Here is a 15,716-nt window from a genome sequence, read left to right as displayed (position 1 = left end):
AATTCCCATGCATGATTCGGTAATTGACCGGCTTAACGACACCCTGAAAGAGCTGTATCACCAGGCCATAGACGCCGACAAGAAGCTGGCCGCCCTGCGCGCCAAAGGACAGGCCAAGTTCAGCGCCGTGCTGCGCGAAGACAGTCAGTTCATTACCCGTGCCGATCACTTTATGCCCTATGTGGCGGAGCTGGCGGAAGAGCTGGAGATGCTGTCATCCTGCTCGGAAGAAGAATACCAGGCGCAGCTGGCGCGCATGGTGCACAAAATCCAGGTGCTGGCCTCCACTCTGGGTCAGTTTATGCGTCTCGACTGACGTCGAAGTCGCTCAAGCGAGCAGGGCCACTGTTTTCCAGCCACTCCCTGACCTCCATGGTGGCCAGTGAGGGGCTGATAAAGGGCCCCTGTAACAGCACCTCGCTTCCCAGGGCACTCACAATACTGCTCTCCGCTGCGCTGGTCACACCCGAACAAATAACCGGAACGCCAAGCAGCCGGGCCAACTCAAACAGGGTGGCAAGCCGTTCTCTTGCCGCTTCACTGTGCTCGATGCCACTGCACCAGGACGCATCCAGCTGCAGCCAGTGTAGCGGCAGTTGAGTCAGTTGCCCCCACTGAGAGCACCCGGAGCCAAATTCTGCCAGCAACATGCGAACATTCAGGGCACAGAGATCATCAAGCATGGGCTGAGCCTGCTGAGCCGCCTGCATCACCATGGATTCAGTGATCTCAAGCACCAGCGCATCTCCTTCCAGTCCATGACGTGACAGCGTGCTCAGCAGCCGCTCTCTGAGCGACGGGCGAAATACCGACGGCGGCAGCGGCAGGCTGACAAAGACTCCGGGAGCAGCCATGCGCCAGTCGGGGATCAGCTCGCCGATACGGCTCAGCGCCCACAATAACAAACGCTCCGACAGCTGATACTGCTCGGTTACCCGGACAAGCTCACTTTCACCAATTTCTCCAAAGCGGGGGTGCCGCCACTGCAGCGACAGCCTCAAGCCGGCACAATGGCCGGCAGGCGTTACCAGCGGATAAAAACGCAGCCCCAGACTATCGCTTTCCAGCGCAGCAGGCAGATCCCGGGCCAGTTGCTGACGGCGCTCCATTTCCTTGAGCATGGACGGATCGAAAATCACATAAGGCAGCTGATCCCGGCGGCACAGCTCCAGCGCCAGTTCACCCCGGGCCAGCAAATCCACCATGTTGTTTGCGTCTGACGGATACAGAACAACGCCGATCACCGGTGCCGGATAGAAGTCATGACCATTGACAGACTCCGCCGTGATCAAAACCTGACGAATACGCGATAACTGGTTACGCACTTCGGCAAGCTCCACCATGCCTTCTGTCAGTATTACCAGCCCTTCACGGTCAAGCGCCGCCATTTGCTCCCCTGGCTGCAGATATTTCTCAAGGCGGTCAGCCAGCGCCTGTTTCAACCGGTCGGCCACTTCAAACCCGAACTGCTGGCGAATACGGGCAAAGTCTTCCAGCTCCAGCAGAGTCAGGCTGAACGGTTGATGACGGGTAATCAGATGATTCAGCCGGTGTTGCAGGGCAAACCGGTTGGGCAGCATGGTAAGCGGATCCCGCAACAGCCGGCGGCGATAGCCCAGCAGCTCGGCACCCAGCATTATCAGCAGCAACAGAACACAGACTCCCAGGCCTGCCGTGCTTATGTAAAGCTCTCTTCCCAGCTTCCGGTAGGCCTGATCATACTCGGCATAGAACAGCACATTGCTGTGCATGGTCGCGGTCATGGTACGGGTCAGCGGCTCAACATAGGGGCTGAGCTCGGCCAGTAGCCGCTGATAATCGGGCGAACCCGGAGTCATGGCCTGAACCATGGGCTCCATGGCCCTGACCCGGTTTTCGATCTGCTGGATCAGTAACCACAGATCGGGTCTGTCGGTAAGCGTATCCCTGAGCTGGTTACTGAGCAGTACCGGCGTGCGACTCCATAGAATGTCGTAGCGCAACATCAGCTCGTCATGCTCCATACCTCCCGCATGCAGCAGCCTGACGCCATCAAGAAAGCGGATCATTTCCAGTTTCAGCTGCATCAGGGACCAGGGCAGTTCATAATTGCGTTGCTCCAGCAGAATGTTGTGCTGACGAATACCCAGCAGCGCATGAGCAGCACCGACGCCAAACAACAGCATGCATAACAGCAGCAACAGAATGACGGTTTTTTTCAGGATGTGCAGGGCTCCCCGAGCGTTCGTGCCGGGAACAGGAATAAACAATCTCTTCACTTGGATTCCGTTCGTACTTTTATGTATCTGAGTTGCCAGGCCATGTAATGAAGAAATTCAGCCTGCTGCAGCCCGGATGCCTGGTCGTAGGGCAACATCAGCCACAGCGGCCCCTTGTCGCGCCGGCTCATCCGGTGACCATTTTCACTCCAGGCCAGCACTGGCTGATAAGGCGCTACTTGCTGCCAGTCTACCGCCACACTGAAGCCGTTAAGTGCTTCAAGATAAAGGGTTTTGATTCTGGCATGGGCAAACAGCGTCTTGAGCAGCGTGCGCAAGTCCGGCCCGCGGTAGGTCCGCGCTTGATCGGACCAGGGGTGGGCCGTGGTGATCTCCCTCTGAGGGAAGCGCTGAAGTTGAGACAGGGTATAATCCACCTGCTCATAAGAGCGTCCTTCCAGCTCGATATTACCGGAAATGGTGAGGATCACCGGCTCCTGTGACCAGCCCCTCAACGACACCAACCACAGTATGATAATGCCGAGCAACTTCATTTTTTGTCTCCTCAGCCTGTATCCTGAACAACCGCAAAGACTCACTGAGCCCCGTCAAGACAGGCTGACATCATACCTAAAACATTTGATGCAACTGAAGTGTAATTTTACACAGGCCATACCGGGTGGCCCGGAGTCAAAAAAAACCGGACCTTTCGGTCCGGTTTTTAACAGGCTGGGAGCGGCTCCCGGCAAAATGTAATGTGATTCAGATCACATCATTCCACCCATACCGCCCATGCCGCCCATGCCACCCATGTCAGGCATGGCCGGGGCTTCGTCTTTCGGCAGGTCGGTCACCATGGCTTCGGTGGTGATCATCAGGCCAGCCACGGAAGCGGCGAACTGCAGGGCAGAGCGGGTCACCTTGGTCGGATCCAGAATACCCATTTCCAGCATGTCGCCGTAGGTGTCGTTACCGGCGTTGTAGCCGAAGTTGCCTTCGCCGTCTTTGACCTTGGACACCACCACGGAGGCTTCTTCGCCGGCGTTGGTGACGATCTGGCGCAGCGGGGCTTCCATGGCGCGCAGGGCAACCTTGATACCCACGTTCTGATCTTCGTTGTCGCCGGTCAGCTCGGTCAGCTTGGAAGCGGCACGCACCAGGGCCACACCGCCACCGGGTACCACGCCTTCTTCCACTGCAGCGCGGGTGGCGTGCAGGGCATCGTCAACGCGGGCCTTTTTCTCTTTCATTTCCACTTCGGTGGCAGCACCCACCTTGATCACGGCCACACCGCCGGCCAGCTTGGCCACACGCTCCTGCAGCTTCTCGCGGTCGTAATCGGAAGTGGACTCTTCGATCTGCTGGCGAATTTGCGCCACACGGCCGTTGATGGCATCGGCCTCACCCACACCATCGATAATGGTGGTGTTGTCCTTGCTGATCACTACGCGCTTGGCACGCCCCAGATCTTCCAGGGTGGCTTTTTCCAGCTCCATGCCCACCTCTTCGGAGATCACGGTACCGCCGGTCAGAATGGCGATATCCTGCAGCATGGCCTTGCGACGGTCGCCAAAGCCCGGGGCCTTGACGCCGGCTACTTTCACGATGCCGCGCATGTTGTTCACCACCAGAGTGGCCAGGGCCTCACCTTCCACGTCTTCGGCCACGATCAGCAGCGGCTTGGACTGCTTGGCAACGCCTTCCAGTACCGGCAGCAGCTCACGAATGTTGGAGACTTTCTTGTCAACCAGCAGAATGAAGGGGTCTTCCAGCTCAACGGTGCCGGTTTCCTGCTTGTTGATGAAGTAAGGGGACAGGTAACCGCGGTCGAACTGCATGCCTTCCACCACGTCCAGCTCGTCCTGCAGGCCCTGGCCTTCTTCCACGGTGATAACACCGTCGGTGCCGACTTTTTCCATGGCTTCGGCAATCAGCTGGCCGACTTTTTCGTCTGAGTTGGCAGAGATGGTACCCACCTGGGCAATGGCCTTGGTGTCTTTACAGGGCACGGACAGCTCTTTCAGCTCAGCCACGGCCTGTACCACGGCCTTGTCGATACCGCGCTTCAGATCCATGGGGTTCATGCCGGCGGCCACGGCCTTCAGGCCTTCGTTGACGATGGCCTGGGCCAGTACGGTGGCGGTGGTGGTGCCGTCACCGGCTTCGTCGTTGGCCTTGGAGGCCACTTCCTTCACCATCTGGGCGCCCATGTTCTCGAACTTGTCGTCCAGCTCGATTTCCTTGGCCACGGACACGCCGTCCTTGGTGATGTTGGGAGCACCGAAGGACTTGTCCAGTACCACGTTGCGGCCTTTCGGGCCCAGGGTTACCTTGACGGCATCGGCCAGAATGTTTACGCCTTTCAGCATTTTAACGCGGGCGTCGTTACCAAATTTTACGTCTTTAGCTGCCATTGTTTATCTTCCTTAAAAGTGGATGAACCGGATTATGCTTCAACGATTGCCAGGATGTCGGTTTCGGACAGGATCAGAACTTCCTGACCGTCCAGCTTCTCGGTCTTGACGCCAAAACCTTCGTTGAAGATCACCTTGTCACCGACCTTCACGGACATGGCTTTCACTTCACCGTTGTCCAGCGTGCGGCCATTACCCACCGCCAGCACTTCACCGCGAGTGGATTTCTCGGCGGCAGAGCCGGTCAGAACGATACCGCCGGCCGACTTGGCCTCGGCTTCAATACGCTTGATAATGACGCGATCGTGCAATGGACGAATGTTCATCGATAACTCTCCTGCTGAGTGTTGTTACCTTGTTAGATAAACGGCCATGGGCCGCAAACTTGTTCCGTTGCTTTCCTATATGGGAACGCATTTTTGGCCTTCAAGAGTAGAATGCACATTTTTTTTAAAATCATGGGCAAGGCGGCGTTATCATAACCCCGTGCTTTGCCTGACGTCCGCAACATCAAGGTTTTTTCGTGCCCCATTCCAATTCCCTGCTCACCGCCCCCATAGGCCCGCAACTGGCGCGCATGACCGGACCCATGGCGCTGGGTATCGTGGCGATCCAGGCGTTCAATCTGGTGGACACCTTTTTTATCGGACTGCTGGGCACCGAGCCGCTGGCGGCGGTGACCTTTACCTTTCCGGTGACCTTTGTGGTGCTTTCCCTTGCCATGGGGCTGGGCGCCGGACTGTCGGCCTGCCTGGGCCAGGCCCTGGGTGCCGGCCACCATGATCAGGCAGCCCGCTTTACCAGCGACAGCCTGCTGCTGTCGCTGGGGCTGGGGCTGGGGCTGGCCGCCGCCGGGCTGGCCAGCCTGGACCCGCTGTTTACCCTGCTGGGGGCGGAAGCAGCACTGATGCCGCTGATCCACGACTACATGCTTATCTGGTATGCCGCTTCCCCCATGCTGGTGCTCCCCATGGTATGCAATGCCGCCATTCGCGCCACCGGCGATACCCGCACCCCCGGACTGGTCATGCTGGTGGCCGGACTGGTCAATGGTGTACTCGACCCCCTGCTTATCTTTGGCCTGGGCCCCTTTCCGGCGCTGGGCATTCGTGGCGCCGCCATGGCCTCCGCCTGCTCCTGGCTGATGGCCATGGTGGTGGCGCTGTATCTGCTGCAACATAGAGAGCGGCTGCTGAGCGGGCGCCGGCCTGCGCTGGCGCCATTGCTTCAGCACTGGCGCCAGCTGCTGCAGGTGGCCATTCCCGCCTCTTTTACCAGCGTGCTCAACCCGGTAGCCACCGCCCTGCTGATGCTGCTGCTGGCCGATTTTGGCACCGAAACCGTGGCTGCCTTCGGCGCCGCCTCGCGCATTGAAGCCCTGGTGCTGATCGTAATGATGGCCCTGAGCTCGGTGCTGGCCCCCTTTATTTCCCAGAATACCGGCGCCGGCCTGCACCAGCGCAGCCGCCATGGTCTGCTGCTGGCCATGCGCTTTGCCCTGCTGTTTCAGCTGGGCGTGTTTATTGTGCTGTGGTGGCTGGCCCCCTGGCTGGCCGGGCTGTTTACCGACAGTACCGAGGTAAGCGAACTGTTACAGCTGTATCTGCGGCTGGTACCTCTCAGTTACGGCCTGCAGGGCTGTTTTATGTTGCTGGGAGCGGCGCTGAACGGCCTGCGGGTATCGGTGATTTCACTGCTGCTGAATGGGGTGCGGCTGTTTGGCCTGCTGCTGCCCCTGGCCTGGCTGGGCGCCAGGCTGGCCGGCGCCGAGGGCATTTTTACCGGCATTTTGCTGGCCAATTTGCTGACGGGACTGATCGCCTGTCTGTTCGCCTGGCGGCGCTTTCCCTGGAAAATTCGTCATCCGCTGAGTTGAAAACCCGGGAACTGGGGACTGGGGACTGGGGACTGGGGACTGGGGACTGGGGACTGGGGACTGGGGCCACTAGTCCCTGTTCCCTAATCCCCAGTCCCTGATTTAGAGCAGTCGTTTCAGCAGCACATTGGCCTGGGTGCGCTGCACCCGCTTCAGCAGCCGCTGTACCGGTTCCGGGTAATCGCTGAGCTGCTCGATTTCGGTAAAGTGGGTCAGCCGCCGGCAGTGCTGCAATATGTTGGCCTTTTCTGCTTCAAAGGCCGCCTGTAGCCTGTGCTCCGGATCCTGCAGCAGCAGGCCGTTTTCCAGATCCAGCCCCCAGGCGCGGGGATTGAGGTTGTTGCCGGTGATCATCGCCAGATCGTCGTCCACGAACAGCCCCTTGAGGTGATAGGAGTTGCGGTCGTGGTGCCAGAGCATGATGTTGAGCTTGCCCTTGTCGATAAAGCCCTGGTTGGCCCGGGCAAAGCGGCGCAGGTTGGTCTCATACAGATAGGGCAGTCCGCCAATGGTGCGAAAGGGCTCTTCCGGCGGAATATAAAAGTCGTTGGCGGTCTTGTCGCCGATCACCAGGGTGACGTCCCGGCCCTTTTTGAGCTGACTGCGAATGTCCCGGGCCAGGGATTTGGGCAGGTTGAAGTAGGGGGTGCACACAAACAGCTTTTCTTTGGTGCCGCGCACCAGGGTGCGAATGGCCCGGTTGAGCTTGTTGCCGCGCTTGCCCAGGCCTGCCAGAGGGGTAATGGCCACCTCGCCCTGACGGCGGGGCTGGTGTTCAAACTGGTACTGGCCCCGGCGCAGCTGATGACGAAACTGGCGAATGGGCTGGCGCAGCCGTCGGGCGGTGGGAATGTCGGGCTGGTTCAGTGCCGGCACCGCCGGGTTTTGAGCGAACAGCCGATCCACATAGCCAATCATGGCCTCGGCCAGGGAGGCGTCGGTGATCTCGTGGTAGCGATCAAAGCGGTAACGGCCATTCTGGTGCAGGTAGATGTCGTTCAGGCTGGCGCCGGAATAGAGCAGGGTGTCGTCAAACACAAAGCCCTTGAGGTGCAGCACACCGAGCAGCTCCCGGCCCTTGACCGGCACCCCGTGAATGGCTATGGGGTGCTCGTATCGTTCGGCAAATTCCTGATACATCAGGTGGTTGCCGCCCTGCCCGGAATGACCAATCAGCCCTCGTTGGGCCCGGTGAAAGTCCACATAGAGGCGCACATCCAGCGCCGGATTGGCCTGCTTGGCCTCGTGCAGGGCGGTGAGAATTTCCCGGCCGGCATCGTCGTCCTGCAGGTAGAGCGCCACCAGACAGATGCGGGTTTTTGCCGAGGCAATCAGCGCCAGCAGCCGGGACTTGAAGGCCGCGGCGGAGTGCAGCACCCGCACCTGTTCGGCATCCACCGACAGGGCCGGCAGACGCTGCAGCAGGCTTCGGTAATAATTGGCTAGTTGCATAATGAACCTGGTTAATGACATTGCCGCCCAAGACCATACTCAAACGACAAGATTCGGTGCAGTTTACTGAATTAGTGGGAAGGGCAGCAAACCCCTCGCCCAACGCAATGCGAAGCGACAGCGCGGTTGCGCTACGCCGACACGCTGCGAGCCCATCCTTGGGGCGCTCGGCACATGCCTTCCCTGGCATGTGACGGTCGGCTACGGCAATCCCCGCTGCCGCTTCGTGAAGCCGCGGTGTTGCCTGCCCCATTCCCTAATCCCTCAAAGAGGTCGTGTCGCCTGTTCCAGCCAGGTGAGATCCTCGCCGGCCAGTTGCGGGCTGATCTTTTCCCACACGCCGGCGTGATAGTCGTTCAGCCAGTCAATGTGTCTGGCTTCCAGCCAGGTGGTGTCGATCAGGCGGCGGTCAAAGGGCACCCAGGTGAGGTTTTCAAACTCGAACACCGGAATATCGCCGTCGGTGCTGGCGGGCTGCACCACTTCCAGGTTTTCGCAGCGAATGCCAAAGGCATTTTCCCGGTAATAACCGGGCTCGTTGGACACTATCATGCCGGTGGTTAACGGCACTGTGCTGCCCTTGGGGGAAATGCGCTGGGGACCTTCGTGCACGCTGAGAAAGTGGCCCACGCCGTGGCCGGTGCCGTGGTCGAAGTTGTAGCCCTGTTGCCACAGCGGCATGCGTGCCAGGGCGTCCAGCTGCAGGCCGCCGGTGCCGGCGGGAAAGCGGGCACAGGCCAGATCGATATGGCCGCGCAGCACCAGAGTAAACAGCTTGGCGATGTCACCGTCGGGCTCGCCCACCGCCACGGTACGGGTAATGTCGGTGGTGCCGTCCAGATACTGGCCGCCGGAGTCCACCAGGTAGATGGCGTCCTGGCCCAGCTTTCGCGGTGTGCCGTTACCATGGTGGTAGTGGCACATGGCCGCATTGGGGCCCAGGGCCGAGATGGTGCTGAAACTGGGCTCTACAAACTCGGGGTGTTCTGCCCGCAGCGCATGCAGCCGGTCGGCCAGGGTGCCTTCGTCTTCCTGCTCCGGATGAGGCTGGGTCAGGCGGCGATCCAGCCAGGCCAGAAAGCGGCATACCGCCACGCCGTCACGCAGGTGCGCGGCGCGGGTGCCCTGCACTTCCACCGGGTTTTTGCAGGCCTTGGGCAGCATGCAGGGATCGTCGGCAAACACCAGTTCGGCGCCGGCCTGCTCCAGCACCAGGCTGCTCCAGGCGTTGGCGGTGGTGGGGTCGAGCTGCACCCGGGCACCCTGCTGGCCCAGCTTGTGCAGGGCGTTTTCCAGCTCATGCATGGGGGCCAGAGTCACGTTAAAGCCGCTGTGACCGGCCAGATCCAGATCTTCAAACTTGGCGGGCTCGGCAAACAGCTGCACGCTTCCGTCGCTATGCAGCAGGGCAAAGCCCAGCACCACCGGCAGACAGGGAATATCCCGGCCACGAATATTGAGCAGCCAGTTGATGGGCTCGGCCTGGGTCAGCAGTTGCGCGTCTATGTGGTTGGCGACAAGCTGTTCGGCTATGCGGTTGCGCTTGGCCTCGCTGTGCTGGCCGCTGTAGTCCTGGCTCAGCAGCAAGGCGGGCTGAATGTCGGGCTCGGGCTGATCGTGCCAGTGCCGGTCGATGGGGTTGTGTTCCACCGGCACCAGTTCCAGGCCGCCGGCGGCGAGTTTCTTTTTGGCGGCATCAAACCAGCCCCGGCTGTGCAGGCGCGGATCAAAGCCAACCCTGGCCCCTTCGTCCAGCTCACTCAGCACATAATCGAGCATCGGCTGTTCAATCAGGTGGCGATAGTCAAACAGGGCGCTGTCACACTGATGGCGCACCTGCACGGTATAGCGACCATCCACAAACACCGCGGCCTTGCCGGCCAGCACCAGGGCGGCACCGGCGGAGCCGGTAAAGCCGGTGAGCCAGGCCAGGCGCTCGGCATAGGGAGGAATATATTCACCCAGGTGTTCGTCGTCGTGGGGCACGATAAAGGCGTCCAGTTGCTGTTGCCGCATGTCGTCACGGACATTCGCAAGGCGTTGGGCGTGGAGCATATTGATTCCTTAACGAGATATTTAAAATGGATGGCGCGGGCCGGCATTCGCCGTATTTCGCTCACTCTACTCCGCGCCCGAGGGCTTGGCAAACCGCCGGCGGGGGCGCCATTGCTGAATAAGCAGGGCGGTCACTATCATCACCAGCCCCACCAGGGTGGCCGGGTAGATTTGCTCGCCCACCAGCAGCCGCAGCAACAGCAGAGAAGCAAAGGGCGAGATAAAAATCAGGTTGGAAATGCGGGCGGTGTTTTCGGCGTGGCGCAGGGCCAGCAACCACATCACAAAGGCAAAGCCCATTTCAAACAGGCCCACGTAAATGGCGCCCACCCAGCCCTGCCAGGCGGTGAGGGAAAAGTCCGACAACCAGGCGGTGGCCGCCACTATCACCGGCAGCCCCAGCAAAAAGCTCAGGGTAAGGGTCACCAGCGGATCGGCCTGGTTGCGGGCGTTGAGTATCCAGTAGCCGGCCCACAGCAGGGTGGAGGCCAGCGCCAGCGCCACCCCCAGGGGGCTTTCAAAATTCAGGCTGAGCAGATCCCCCTTGGTGGCGATGACCATGGCCCCCGAATAGCCGAGTGCGATGGCCAGCCAGTCCTGACGGCGAATGGTCTGGCCCAGAAAGGGCACCGCCAGCAGGGTAAGGGTAATGGCCCAGGTGTAGTTGAGGGTCTGGGCCTGCTGGGCTGGCAGCAGGTCGTAGGCCTGAAACAGCACCAGATAATAGAGCGCCGGGTTAATCAGCCCCAGCAGGGCGTAGTAACCGGGGTTCTGTTTGAAGGTGCGCCCCAGCAGGTGCAGCTTGCCCTGACGTGCCAGCAGGCCCAGCAGCAGCAGCAGCGAGCTGATGGTGGCCACCAGCAGCAGCTGGGCCGGTTCAAAATAACCCAGCGAGAGTTTGAAGGCGCTGGCCACGGTGGACCAGCAGGCCACCGCACCCAGTCCGTAAAGATAGGCTTTTTTCTGATTCTTCATATAGTTGTCTGGTTGTCCCGAGCAAAGAGAGGGGCAGTGTAGGCAGCCGGTGCAGACGGAGCAAGGGGAGGGATCACAGCTCGTCAATTATTGGAGCGGCGCAGTGGGCGTCTTTACAGATCGTCAAAGGGACGGCGCTTTTCTTTTTCCAGCACCAGCTTTTCCAGGGTGGTGATGCGCTCCAGCAGCCGGCGCTGCTCGGCCTGCAGCGCCTCAACCTGGTTTTCCAGCTCGCTCTGGGCCCGGTTCTGACTGAGCACCAGTACCAGCCCAATGCCCAGCGCCAGCAAAATCCATAGGGTCATTCTGTTCTCCTTGTTGACGGCAGTGCTATTACAGCATGGTTCAAAATTGGGAATGCTTAAGTCGGTTGACGCGTCTTTGGCGTGGATGCGTGCCTTCGCGGGCACGATCATTTTCACCGTTTTGGTTGTCATTCGGCGAAGGAACGTCATCCCCAGCGAAGGCGGAGATGAGATCCATAAATCTCCGCGAACGAGTATAGTGGGGCTCAGTCCGGAGTATTTGTATCTGTCGTCCATGTTCATTAGGTTACTGAATCATTAAAGTACAGGGATGTTAAAGATTTAGACGAAGACGATGCATCACTCTTTCGGTTTCGATCTCCGGGCACTGGAAGTGTTCGTTCAGATAGTGGACTGTGGCAACATGACGGCGGCGGCGGAAAAGCTGGGCATGACCCAGCCTTCTATCTCCCAGAGCCTGTCCAATCTGGAAAAGAACCTGAATACCCAGCTGCTGGATCGCTCGGTGCGGCCCATCGCCATTACCCGTGCGGGCCGTTTCTTCTATGACAGAGCCTGTCAGCTGTTAAAGGAAGCCAGGGTGACCAGCCTGGCCATGCAAAAAGGCCGTTTCGACAAACTGCGTCATGTACGTATTGCTCTGGTGGACTCACTGGCTACTGCTGTGGGCAAGCCGCTGGCTGATGCGGTCAAGCGTCATACCGAGCAGTGGTCGATGACTACGGGATTGTCCCATATGCATGGCGAATCGCTGCTTTCACGCAGTGTGGATATCATTATTTCCGATGATGCGCTGATGGACTATCCCGAGTTGAGTCGCTTTCGCATCCTACGCGAGCCTTTCATCCTGGTCCTGCCCAAGAACTTCACCGATGAAGTCAAGCAGCTTGAACACCTGATAAAAAAGCTGGATTTTGTTCGTTACCCTGCTCACTCCCTTATTGGGCAGCGTATTGAACGCAATCTTCGCTATCGCCGCCTAGAGCCTCCGCACCGGCTGGTTATGGACAACAGCTATGCGGTTTCCTCCATGGTGGCGGCTGGTCTGGGCTGGACCATAACTACGCCGCTTTGTCTGTTCCAGAGCGGGATCTGGTTGTCACAGGTACGCTGCCTGCCAATCCCCGGAGGCAGTTTCTATCGCAACCTGACCCTGCTTACCCGCAAGCACGAGCTGCACGAGTTACCCCAGGTCATTGCCGATGATATACGGAATATTCTGACCAGCGAGTACTTGTCCGAGGTTACCCGACACCTGCCTTGGGTCAGCGAGATGATCGATATTGGTGAACATGCGCACTAGCTATCGCTCATGACGGTGTGGCCACCCTGGTTTTCGTTTCTGTGAACTTATACCCGCATCGTTATGGCGGGCTTTTATTTATTGCATTGAAAAATAAGTACTATTTATAAAACTTATAGTTCTGTCAAAACAAAAAGTGATGCTTGTTGAGATGTTTTCAACCGGCTTTAGACTGACTCCGACAGTTGAAGGCTCGCAAGGAATGCTGGAGTTCGTCGATTCGATGTCTGCCTGTCTTCGCACTAACAAACACACCACAAAGGATGAGGTGAGTTATGTCCGAGTACGAAATGACAAAAACTGTATCCTATGATTCGGTATCACAGGAATACTTGGAAAAACGACAGCTGAAAAAAGGCGCCGCCGGCTGGATTTTGCTGGCCGGCCTGGGGGTGTCCTACGTGATTTCCGGCGACTTCGCCGGCTGGAACTTAGGTCTGGGACAGGGTGGCTTCGGCGGTATGCTGGTGGCCACCATATTGATGGCCACCATGTATATCTGCATGGTGCTGGGCCTGGCCGAATTATCTTCCTCTCTGCCCACCGCTGGTGGTGGCTACAGCTTTGCTCGCCGGGCCTTCGGTCCCTGGGGCGGTTATCTGACCGGCACTGCCATTCTGCTCGAATACGCCATCGCACCGGCGGCCATTGCCATTTTTATCGGTGGTTACGTCAATGAACTATTCGGCCTGGATGGCCCCTTGGTATATGCCCTCTTTTACGCGACTTTCGTTGGCATCCACCTGTGGGGGGCCGGTGAGGCCCTGAAAATCATGTTTGGTATTACCGCCTTGGCGGCAGTGGCCATACTGGTGTTCATTATCGGTCTCATTCCCCATTTCCAGTGGGACAATCTGTTCAATATCGCCACCAACCCCACTGCCGTAGGAGCATCTGATTTCCTGCCTCAGGGTTATATGGGGATCTGGGCGGCGCTGCCGTTTGCCATGTGGCTGTTTTTGGCGGTCGAAGGGGTGCCACTGGCGGCAGAGGAAGCCGGAGATCCAGCCAGAGACATGCCGAGAGGTATCATTACCGCCATGGTAATTCTGCTGGTTTTCGGGGGCTGCGTGCTTTTCCTGGCACCCGGTGCCGCCGGTGCCGATCTGATGCAGTCGCATGGCGCACCTTTGGTGGGAGCCCTGCAATCTGTTTATGGCAGTGATTCACAATTAGCCTCCTTCGTGAACCTGGTCGGCCTGGCGGGCCTTATCGCCAGCTTTTTCTCGATAATCTATGCCTATTCCCGTCAGGTATTTGCCCTGTCCCGGGCTGGCTACCTGCCCCGCTTTCTGTCCCTGACCAGCAAGCGCAAGGTACCGGCCCTGGCATTGATCATCCCGGGCGTGATCGGTTTCATGCTGTCGCTGAGCGGCGAAGGCGATCTGATGATCACCATGGCGGTATTCGGAGCCACCCTCTCCTACGCCATGATGATGCTGTCCCACATCGTGCTGCGTCTGCGCGAGCCCGGTATGAAGCGCCCCTACAAGACGCCGGGTGGCATCCTGACCACCAGTATTGCCCTGTTACTGGCGATCGCCGCCTTTATTTCCACTTTCCTGGTGAGCGTAGAAGCCGCTCTGTGGTCGGCACTGTTCTATGCCCTGATGGTTGGGTATTTCTTTTTCTACAGCCGCAAGCGCCTGGTTGCACAGGCACCGGAAGAGGAGTTTGCCGCTATCGCCCAGGCAGAAGCCGAATTGCAGTAACACCATATATGTACCCGGCCTGACCGGGCCAGCATACGGCCAGAGTGAGTTTGGCGCGTACACAGACAAGGAATCAAGGTGACAATATGTTAGAACCAAGACAGGTAACCAATGCAGAACAGGCTCGCCAGATAGTCGAAGAGCGGGGCCTCACCCATGTCAAGGTGGGGGTGTTCGATCAGGATGGTGTGTTGCTGGGGAAGTATCTGAGGAAAGATAAGTTCTTTTCGGCCCTCGAAGGTGGTTTTGCCTTCTGCAGCGTGGTGCTGGGATGGGATTCCAAGGATCAGCTTTACGACAACGTCAAGTATACCGGCTGGCATAACGGCTATCCCGATGCCGAGGTGCGCATCCTGCCTCACACCTGTCGCGAACTGCCGATGGAGGACAACATGCTGTTGTTCCTGTGCGAGTTTGCCGGGCAGGCCGAGGCCATTTGCCCGCGGGGGACGCTCCGGCGGGTACTGGAGATGGCCGACAGTATGGGGCTGAATGCCAAGGCAGCGCTGGAATATGAATTCTTCATGTTCAAGGAGACTCCCGAGTCCGTGCGGCAGAAAGGGTTCCGCAATCTGGAACCGCTGACGCCCGACTGGTTTGGTTACTCGGTGTTGCGCAACTCGGTTCACGCGGAGCTGTATCACCAGATCATGGATCTGGGTGAGACCATGGACTTTCCCCTGGAGGGCATTCACACCGAAACCGGCCCCGGTGTGCTGGAGGCGGCCATCGCTGTGGATGATGCAGAAAGTGCCGCCGACAAGGGAGCCTTGTTCAAGACCTTTATGAAGGTGCTGGCTCAGCGGAACAACCTGATGGCCACTTTTATGGCCAAGTGGTCCGGTGACTATCCGGGGCAGAGCGGTCACATTCATATTTCTCTCTATGATGATGCCGGCGTTAATGTGTTCTATGACCCGAGTCAGACCTACAACATGAGCCAGCTTCAGCGGCATTTTATCGCCGGTCAGCAGAAGCTGATGCCGGAGTTTCTGGCAATGCTGGCGCCTACGGTGAACAGTTACAGCCGGCTGATCCCTGGTTTCTGGGCGCCGACCGAAGCGACCTGGGGCGTAGAAAACCGCACTACCGCCCTGCGGGTGATCCCCGGCAGCAACAAGAGTCAGCGGGTCGAGTATCGCCTGGGCTCGGCCGACGCCAACCCCTATCTGGCGCTGGCTGCGGCGCTGGCGGCCGGCCTGTACGGCATCAAATACAAGCTGGAACCGGAAGCCGAGATCAAGGGCAATGCCTACGAGCAGGAGCATCCCGAGTACCTCAACCTGCCTCGCACCCTGTGGGAATCGGCCCAACGCCTGAAGCAGTCGGAGGCGGCGCGGGAGATGTTCGGCAATGCCTTTGTTGAGCACTTTGCCGCTACCCGGGAATGGGAAGAGCGGGAGTTCCGCAAACATATTACCGACTGGGAAATGGATCGCTATTTCGAAATTATCTAACCCTATTC

General features: G+C 58.8%; 13 protein-coding genes. 5 read left to right on the top strand and 8 right to left on the bottom strand.

Features of this window, described 5'->3' with window-relative positions; all coding sequences use genetic code 11:
- Positions 1–7 precede the first annotated feature (7 nt).
- On the top strand, positions 8–316 hold the full coding sequence (gene priC, locus DA373_RS05100) for a primosomal replication protein PriC (protein WP_107851257.1): 309 nt from the start codon (positions 8–10) through the stop codon (positions 314–316).
- Here priC and DA373_RS05095 read toward each other — a convergent pair.
- From DA373_RS05095 to DA373_RS05080, 4 genes are all read right to left on the bottom strand, one after another.
- Positions 300–2,258, bottom strand: a complete 1,959-nt coding sequence (locus DA373_RS05095) for a phosphodiesterase (RefSeq protein WP_232821195.1) — start codon at positions 2,256–2,258, stop codon at positions 300–302. The two genes, priC and DA373_RS05095, sit on opposite strands and share 17 nt — an antisense overlap.
- Complete coding sequence (locus DA373_RS05090; RefSeq protein ID WP_107851256.1) at positions 2,255–2,752, bottom strand: molybdopterin-binding protein; 498 nt, start codon at positions 2,750–2,752, stop codon at positions 2,255–2,257. The genes DA373_RS05095 and DA373_RS05090 overlap by 4 nt, the downstream gene beginning before the upstream one ends.
- A gap of 213 nt (positions 2,753–2,965) precedes the next feature.
- Positions 2,966–4,612: a chaperonin GroEL gene (gene groL, locus DA373_RS05085; protein WP_107851255.1), complete on the bottom strand. Its 1,647-nt coding sequence runs from the start codon at positions 4,610–4,612 to the stop codon at positions 2,966–2,968.
- 32 nt (positions 4,613–4,644) lie between these two features.
- Complete coding sequence (locus DA373_RS05080) at positions 4,645–4,938, bottom strand: co-chaperone GroES (RefSeq protein ID WP_094201861.1); 294 nt, start codon at positions 4,936–4,938, stop codon at positions 4,645–4,647.
- 197 nt (positions 4,939–5,135) lie between these two features.
- Between DA373_RS05080 and DA373_RS05075 the strand changes: the two genes are divergently transcribed.
- Positions 5,136–6,488: an MATE family efflux transporter gene (locus DA373_RS05075; protein WP_269801414.1), complete on the top strand. Its 1,353-nt coding sequence runs from the start codon at positions 5,136–5,138 to the stop codon at positions 6,486–6,488.
- 102 nt (positions 6,489–6,590) lie between these two features.
- Here DA373_RS05075 and pssA read toward each other — a convergent pair whose 3' ends face one another.
- The 4 genes from pssA to DA373_RS05055 form a co-directional block, all read right to left on the bottom strand.
- Entirely contained in the window at positions 6,591–7,940 is a 1,350-nt protein-coding gene (pssA, locus tag DA373_RS05070; protein ID WP_107851254.1) for a CDP-diacylglycerol--serine O-phosphatidyltransferase, read from the bottom strand.
- A 264-nt stretch (positions 7,941–8,204) separates the two neighbouring features.
- Positions 8,205–9,995, bottom strand: coding sequence for an aminopeptidase P family protein (locus tag DA373_RS05065; RefSeq protein ID WP_107851253.1), 1,791 nt, complete (start codon positions 9,993–9,995; stop codon positions 8,205–8,207).
- 66 nt (positions 9,996–10,061) lie between these two features.
- Positions 10,062–10,970: a DMT family transporter gene (locus tag DA373_RS05060; RefSeq protein WP_107851252.1), complete on the bottom strand. Its 909-nt coding sequence runs from the start codon at positions 10,968–10,970 to the stop codon at positions 10,062–10,064.
- Positions 10,971–11,083: 113 nt separating this feature from the next.
- A complete protein-coding gene (locus DA373_RS05055) occupies positions 11,084–11,275 on the bottom strand; it encodes a hypothetical protein (protein WP_107851251.1) in 192 nt (63 codons plus the stop codon).
- A 295-nt stretch (positions 11,276–11,570) separates the two neighbouring features.
- On the opposite strand from DA373_RS05055, the gene DA373_RS05045 reads away from it, so the two are divergent.
- From DA373_RS05045 to DA373_RS05035, 3 genes are all read left to right on the top strand, one after another.
- Positions 11,571–12,539 (top strand): LysR family transcriptional regulator, encoded by a 969-nt coding sequence (locus DA373_RS05045; protein WP_107851249.1) that lies wholly within the window; start codon positions 11,571–11,573, stop codon positions 12,537–12,539.
- 332 nt (positions 12,540–12,871) lie between these two features.
- Positions 12,872–14,251, top strand: coding sequence for an ethanolamine permease (eat, locus tag DA373_RS05040; protein ID WP_198650236.1), 1,380 nt, complete (start codon positions 12,872–12,874; stop codon positions 14,249–14,251).
- Positions 14,252–14,337: 86 nt separating this feature from the next.
- The gene (locus DA373_RS05035; protein WP_107851247.1) at positions 14,338–15,708 is read left to right on the top strand and encodes a glutamine synthetase family protein; all 1,371 of its coding nucleotides are present in this window, start codon (positions 14,338–14,340) and stop codon (positions 15,706–15,708) included.
- Positions 15,709–15,716: the final 8 nt, after the last annotated feature.

Source organism: Oceanimonas marisflavi (genome assembly GCF_003049725.1).
GTDB lineage: Bacteria > Pseudomonadota > Gammaproteobacteria > Enterobacterales > Aeromonadaceae > Oceanimonas > Oceanimonas marisflavi.
Note: the sequence above shows the minus strand (reverse complement) of the source record. Positions and strands in the feature narration are given on the sequence as shown.

Bases quoted from the DNA above. Each gene is read 5' to 3' on its own strand.
- priC (WP_107851257.1), top strand. From the start codon at position 8: ATGCATGATTCGGTAATTGACCGGCTTAACGACACCCTGAAAGAGCTG.
- DA373_RS05090 (WP_107851256.1), bottom strand. From the start codon at position 2,752: ATGAAGTTGCTCGGCATTATCATACTGTGGTTGGTGTCGTTGAGGGGC.
- groL (WP_107851255.1), bottom strand. From the start codon at position 4,612: ATGGCAGCTAAAGACGTAAAATTTGGTAACGACGCCCGCGTTAAAATG.
- DA373_RS05080 (WP_094201861.1), bottom strand. From the start codon at position 4,938: ATGAACATTCGTCCATTGCACGATCGCGTCATTATCAAGCGTATTGAA.
- pssA (WP_107851254.1), bottom strand. From the start codon at position 7,940: ATGCAACTAGCCAATTATTACCGAAGCCTGCTGCAGCGTCTGCCGGCC.
- DA373_RS05065 (WP_107851253.1), bottom strand. From the start codon at position 9,995: ATGCTCCACGCCCAACGCCTTGCGAATGTCCGTGACGACATGCGGCAA.
- DA373_RS05060 (WP_107851252.1), bottom strand. From the start codon at position 10,970: ATGAAGAATCAGAAAAAAGCCTATCTTTACGGACTGGGTGCGGTGGCC.
- DA373_RS05055 (WP_107851251.1), bottom strand. From the start codon at position 11,275: ATGACCCTATGGATTTTGCTGGCGCTGGGCATTGGGCTGGTACTGGTG.
- DA373_RS05045 (WP_107851249.1), top strand. From the start codon at position 11,571: ATGCATCACTCTTTCGGTTTCGATCTCCGGGCACTGGAAGTGTTCGTT.
- DA373_RS05035 (WP_107851247.1), top strand. From the start codon at position 14,338: ATGTTAGAACCAAGACAGGTAACCAATGCAGAACAGGCTCGCCAGATA.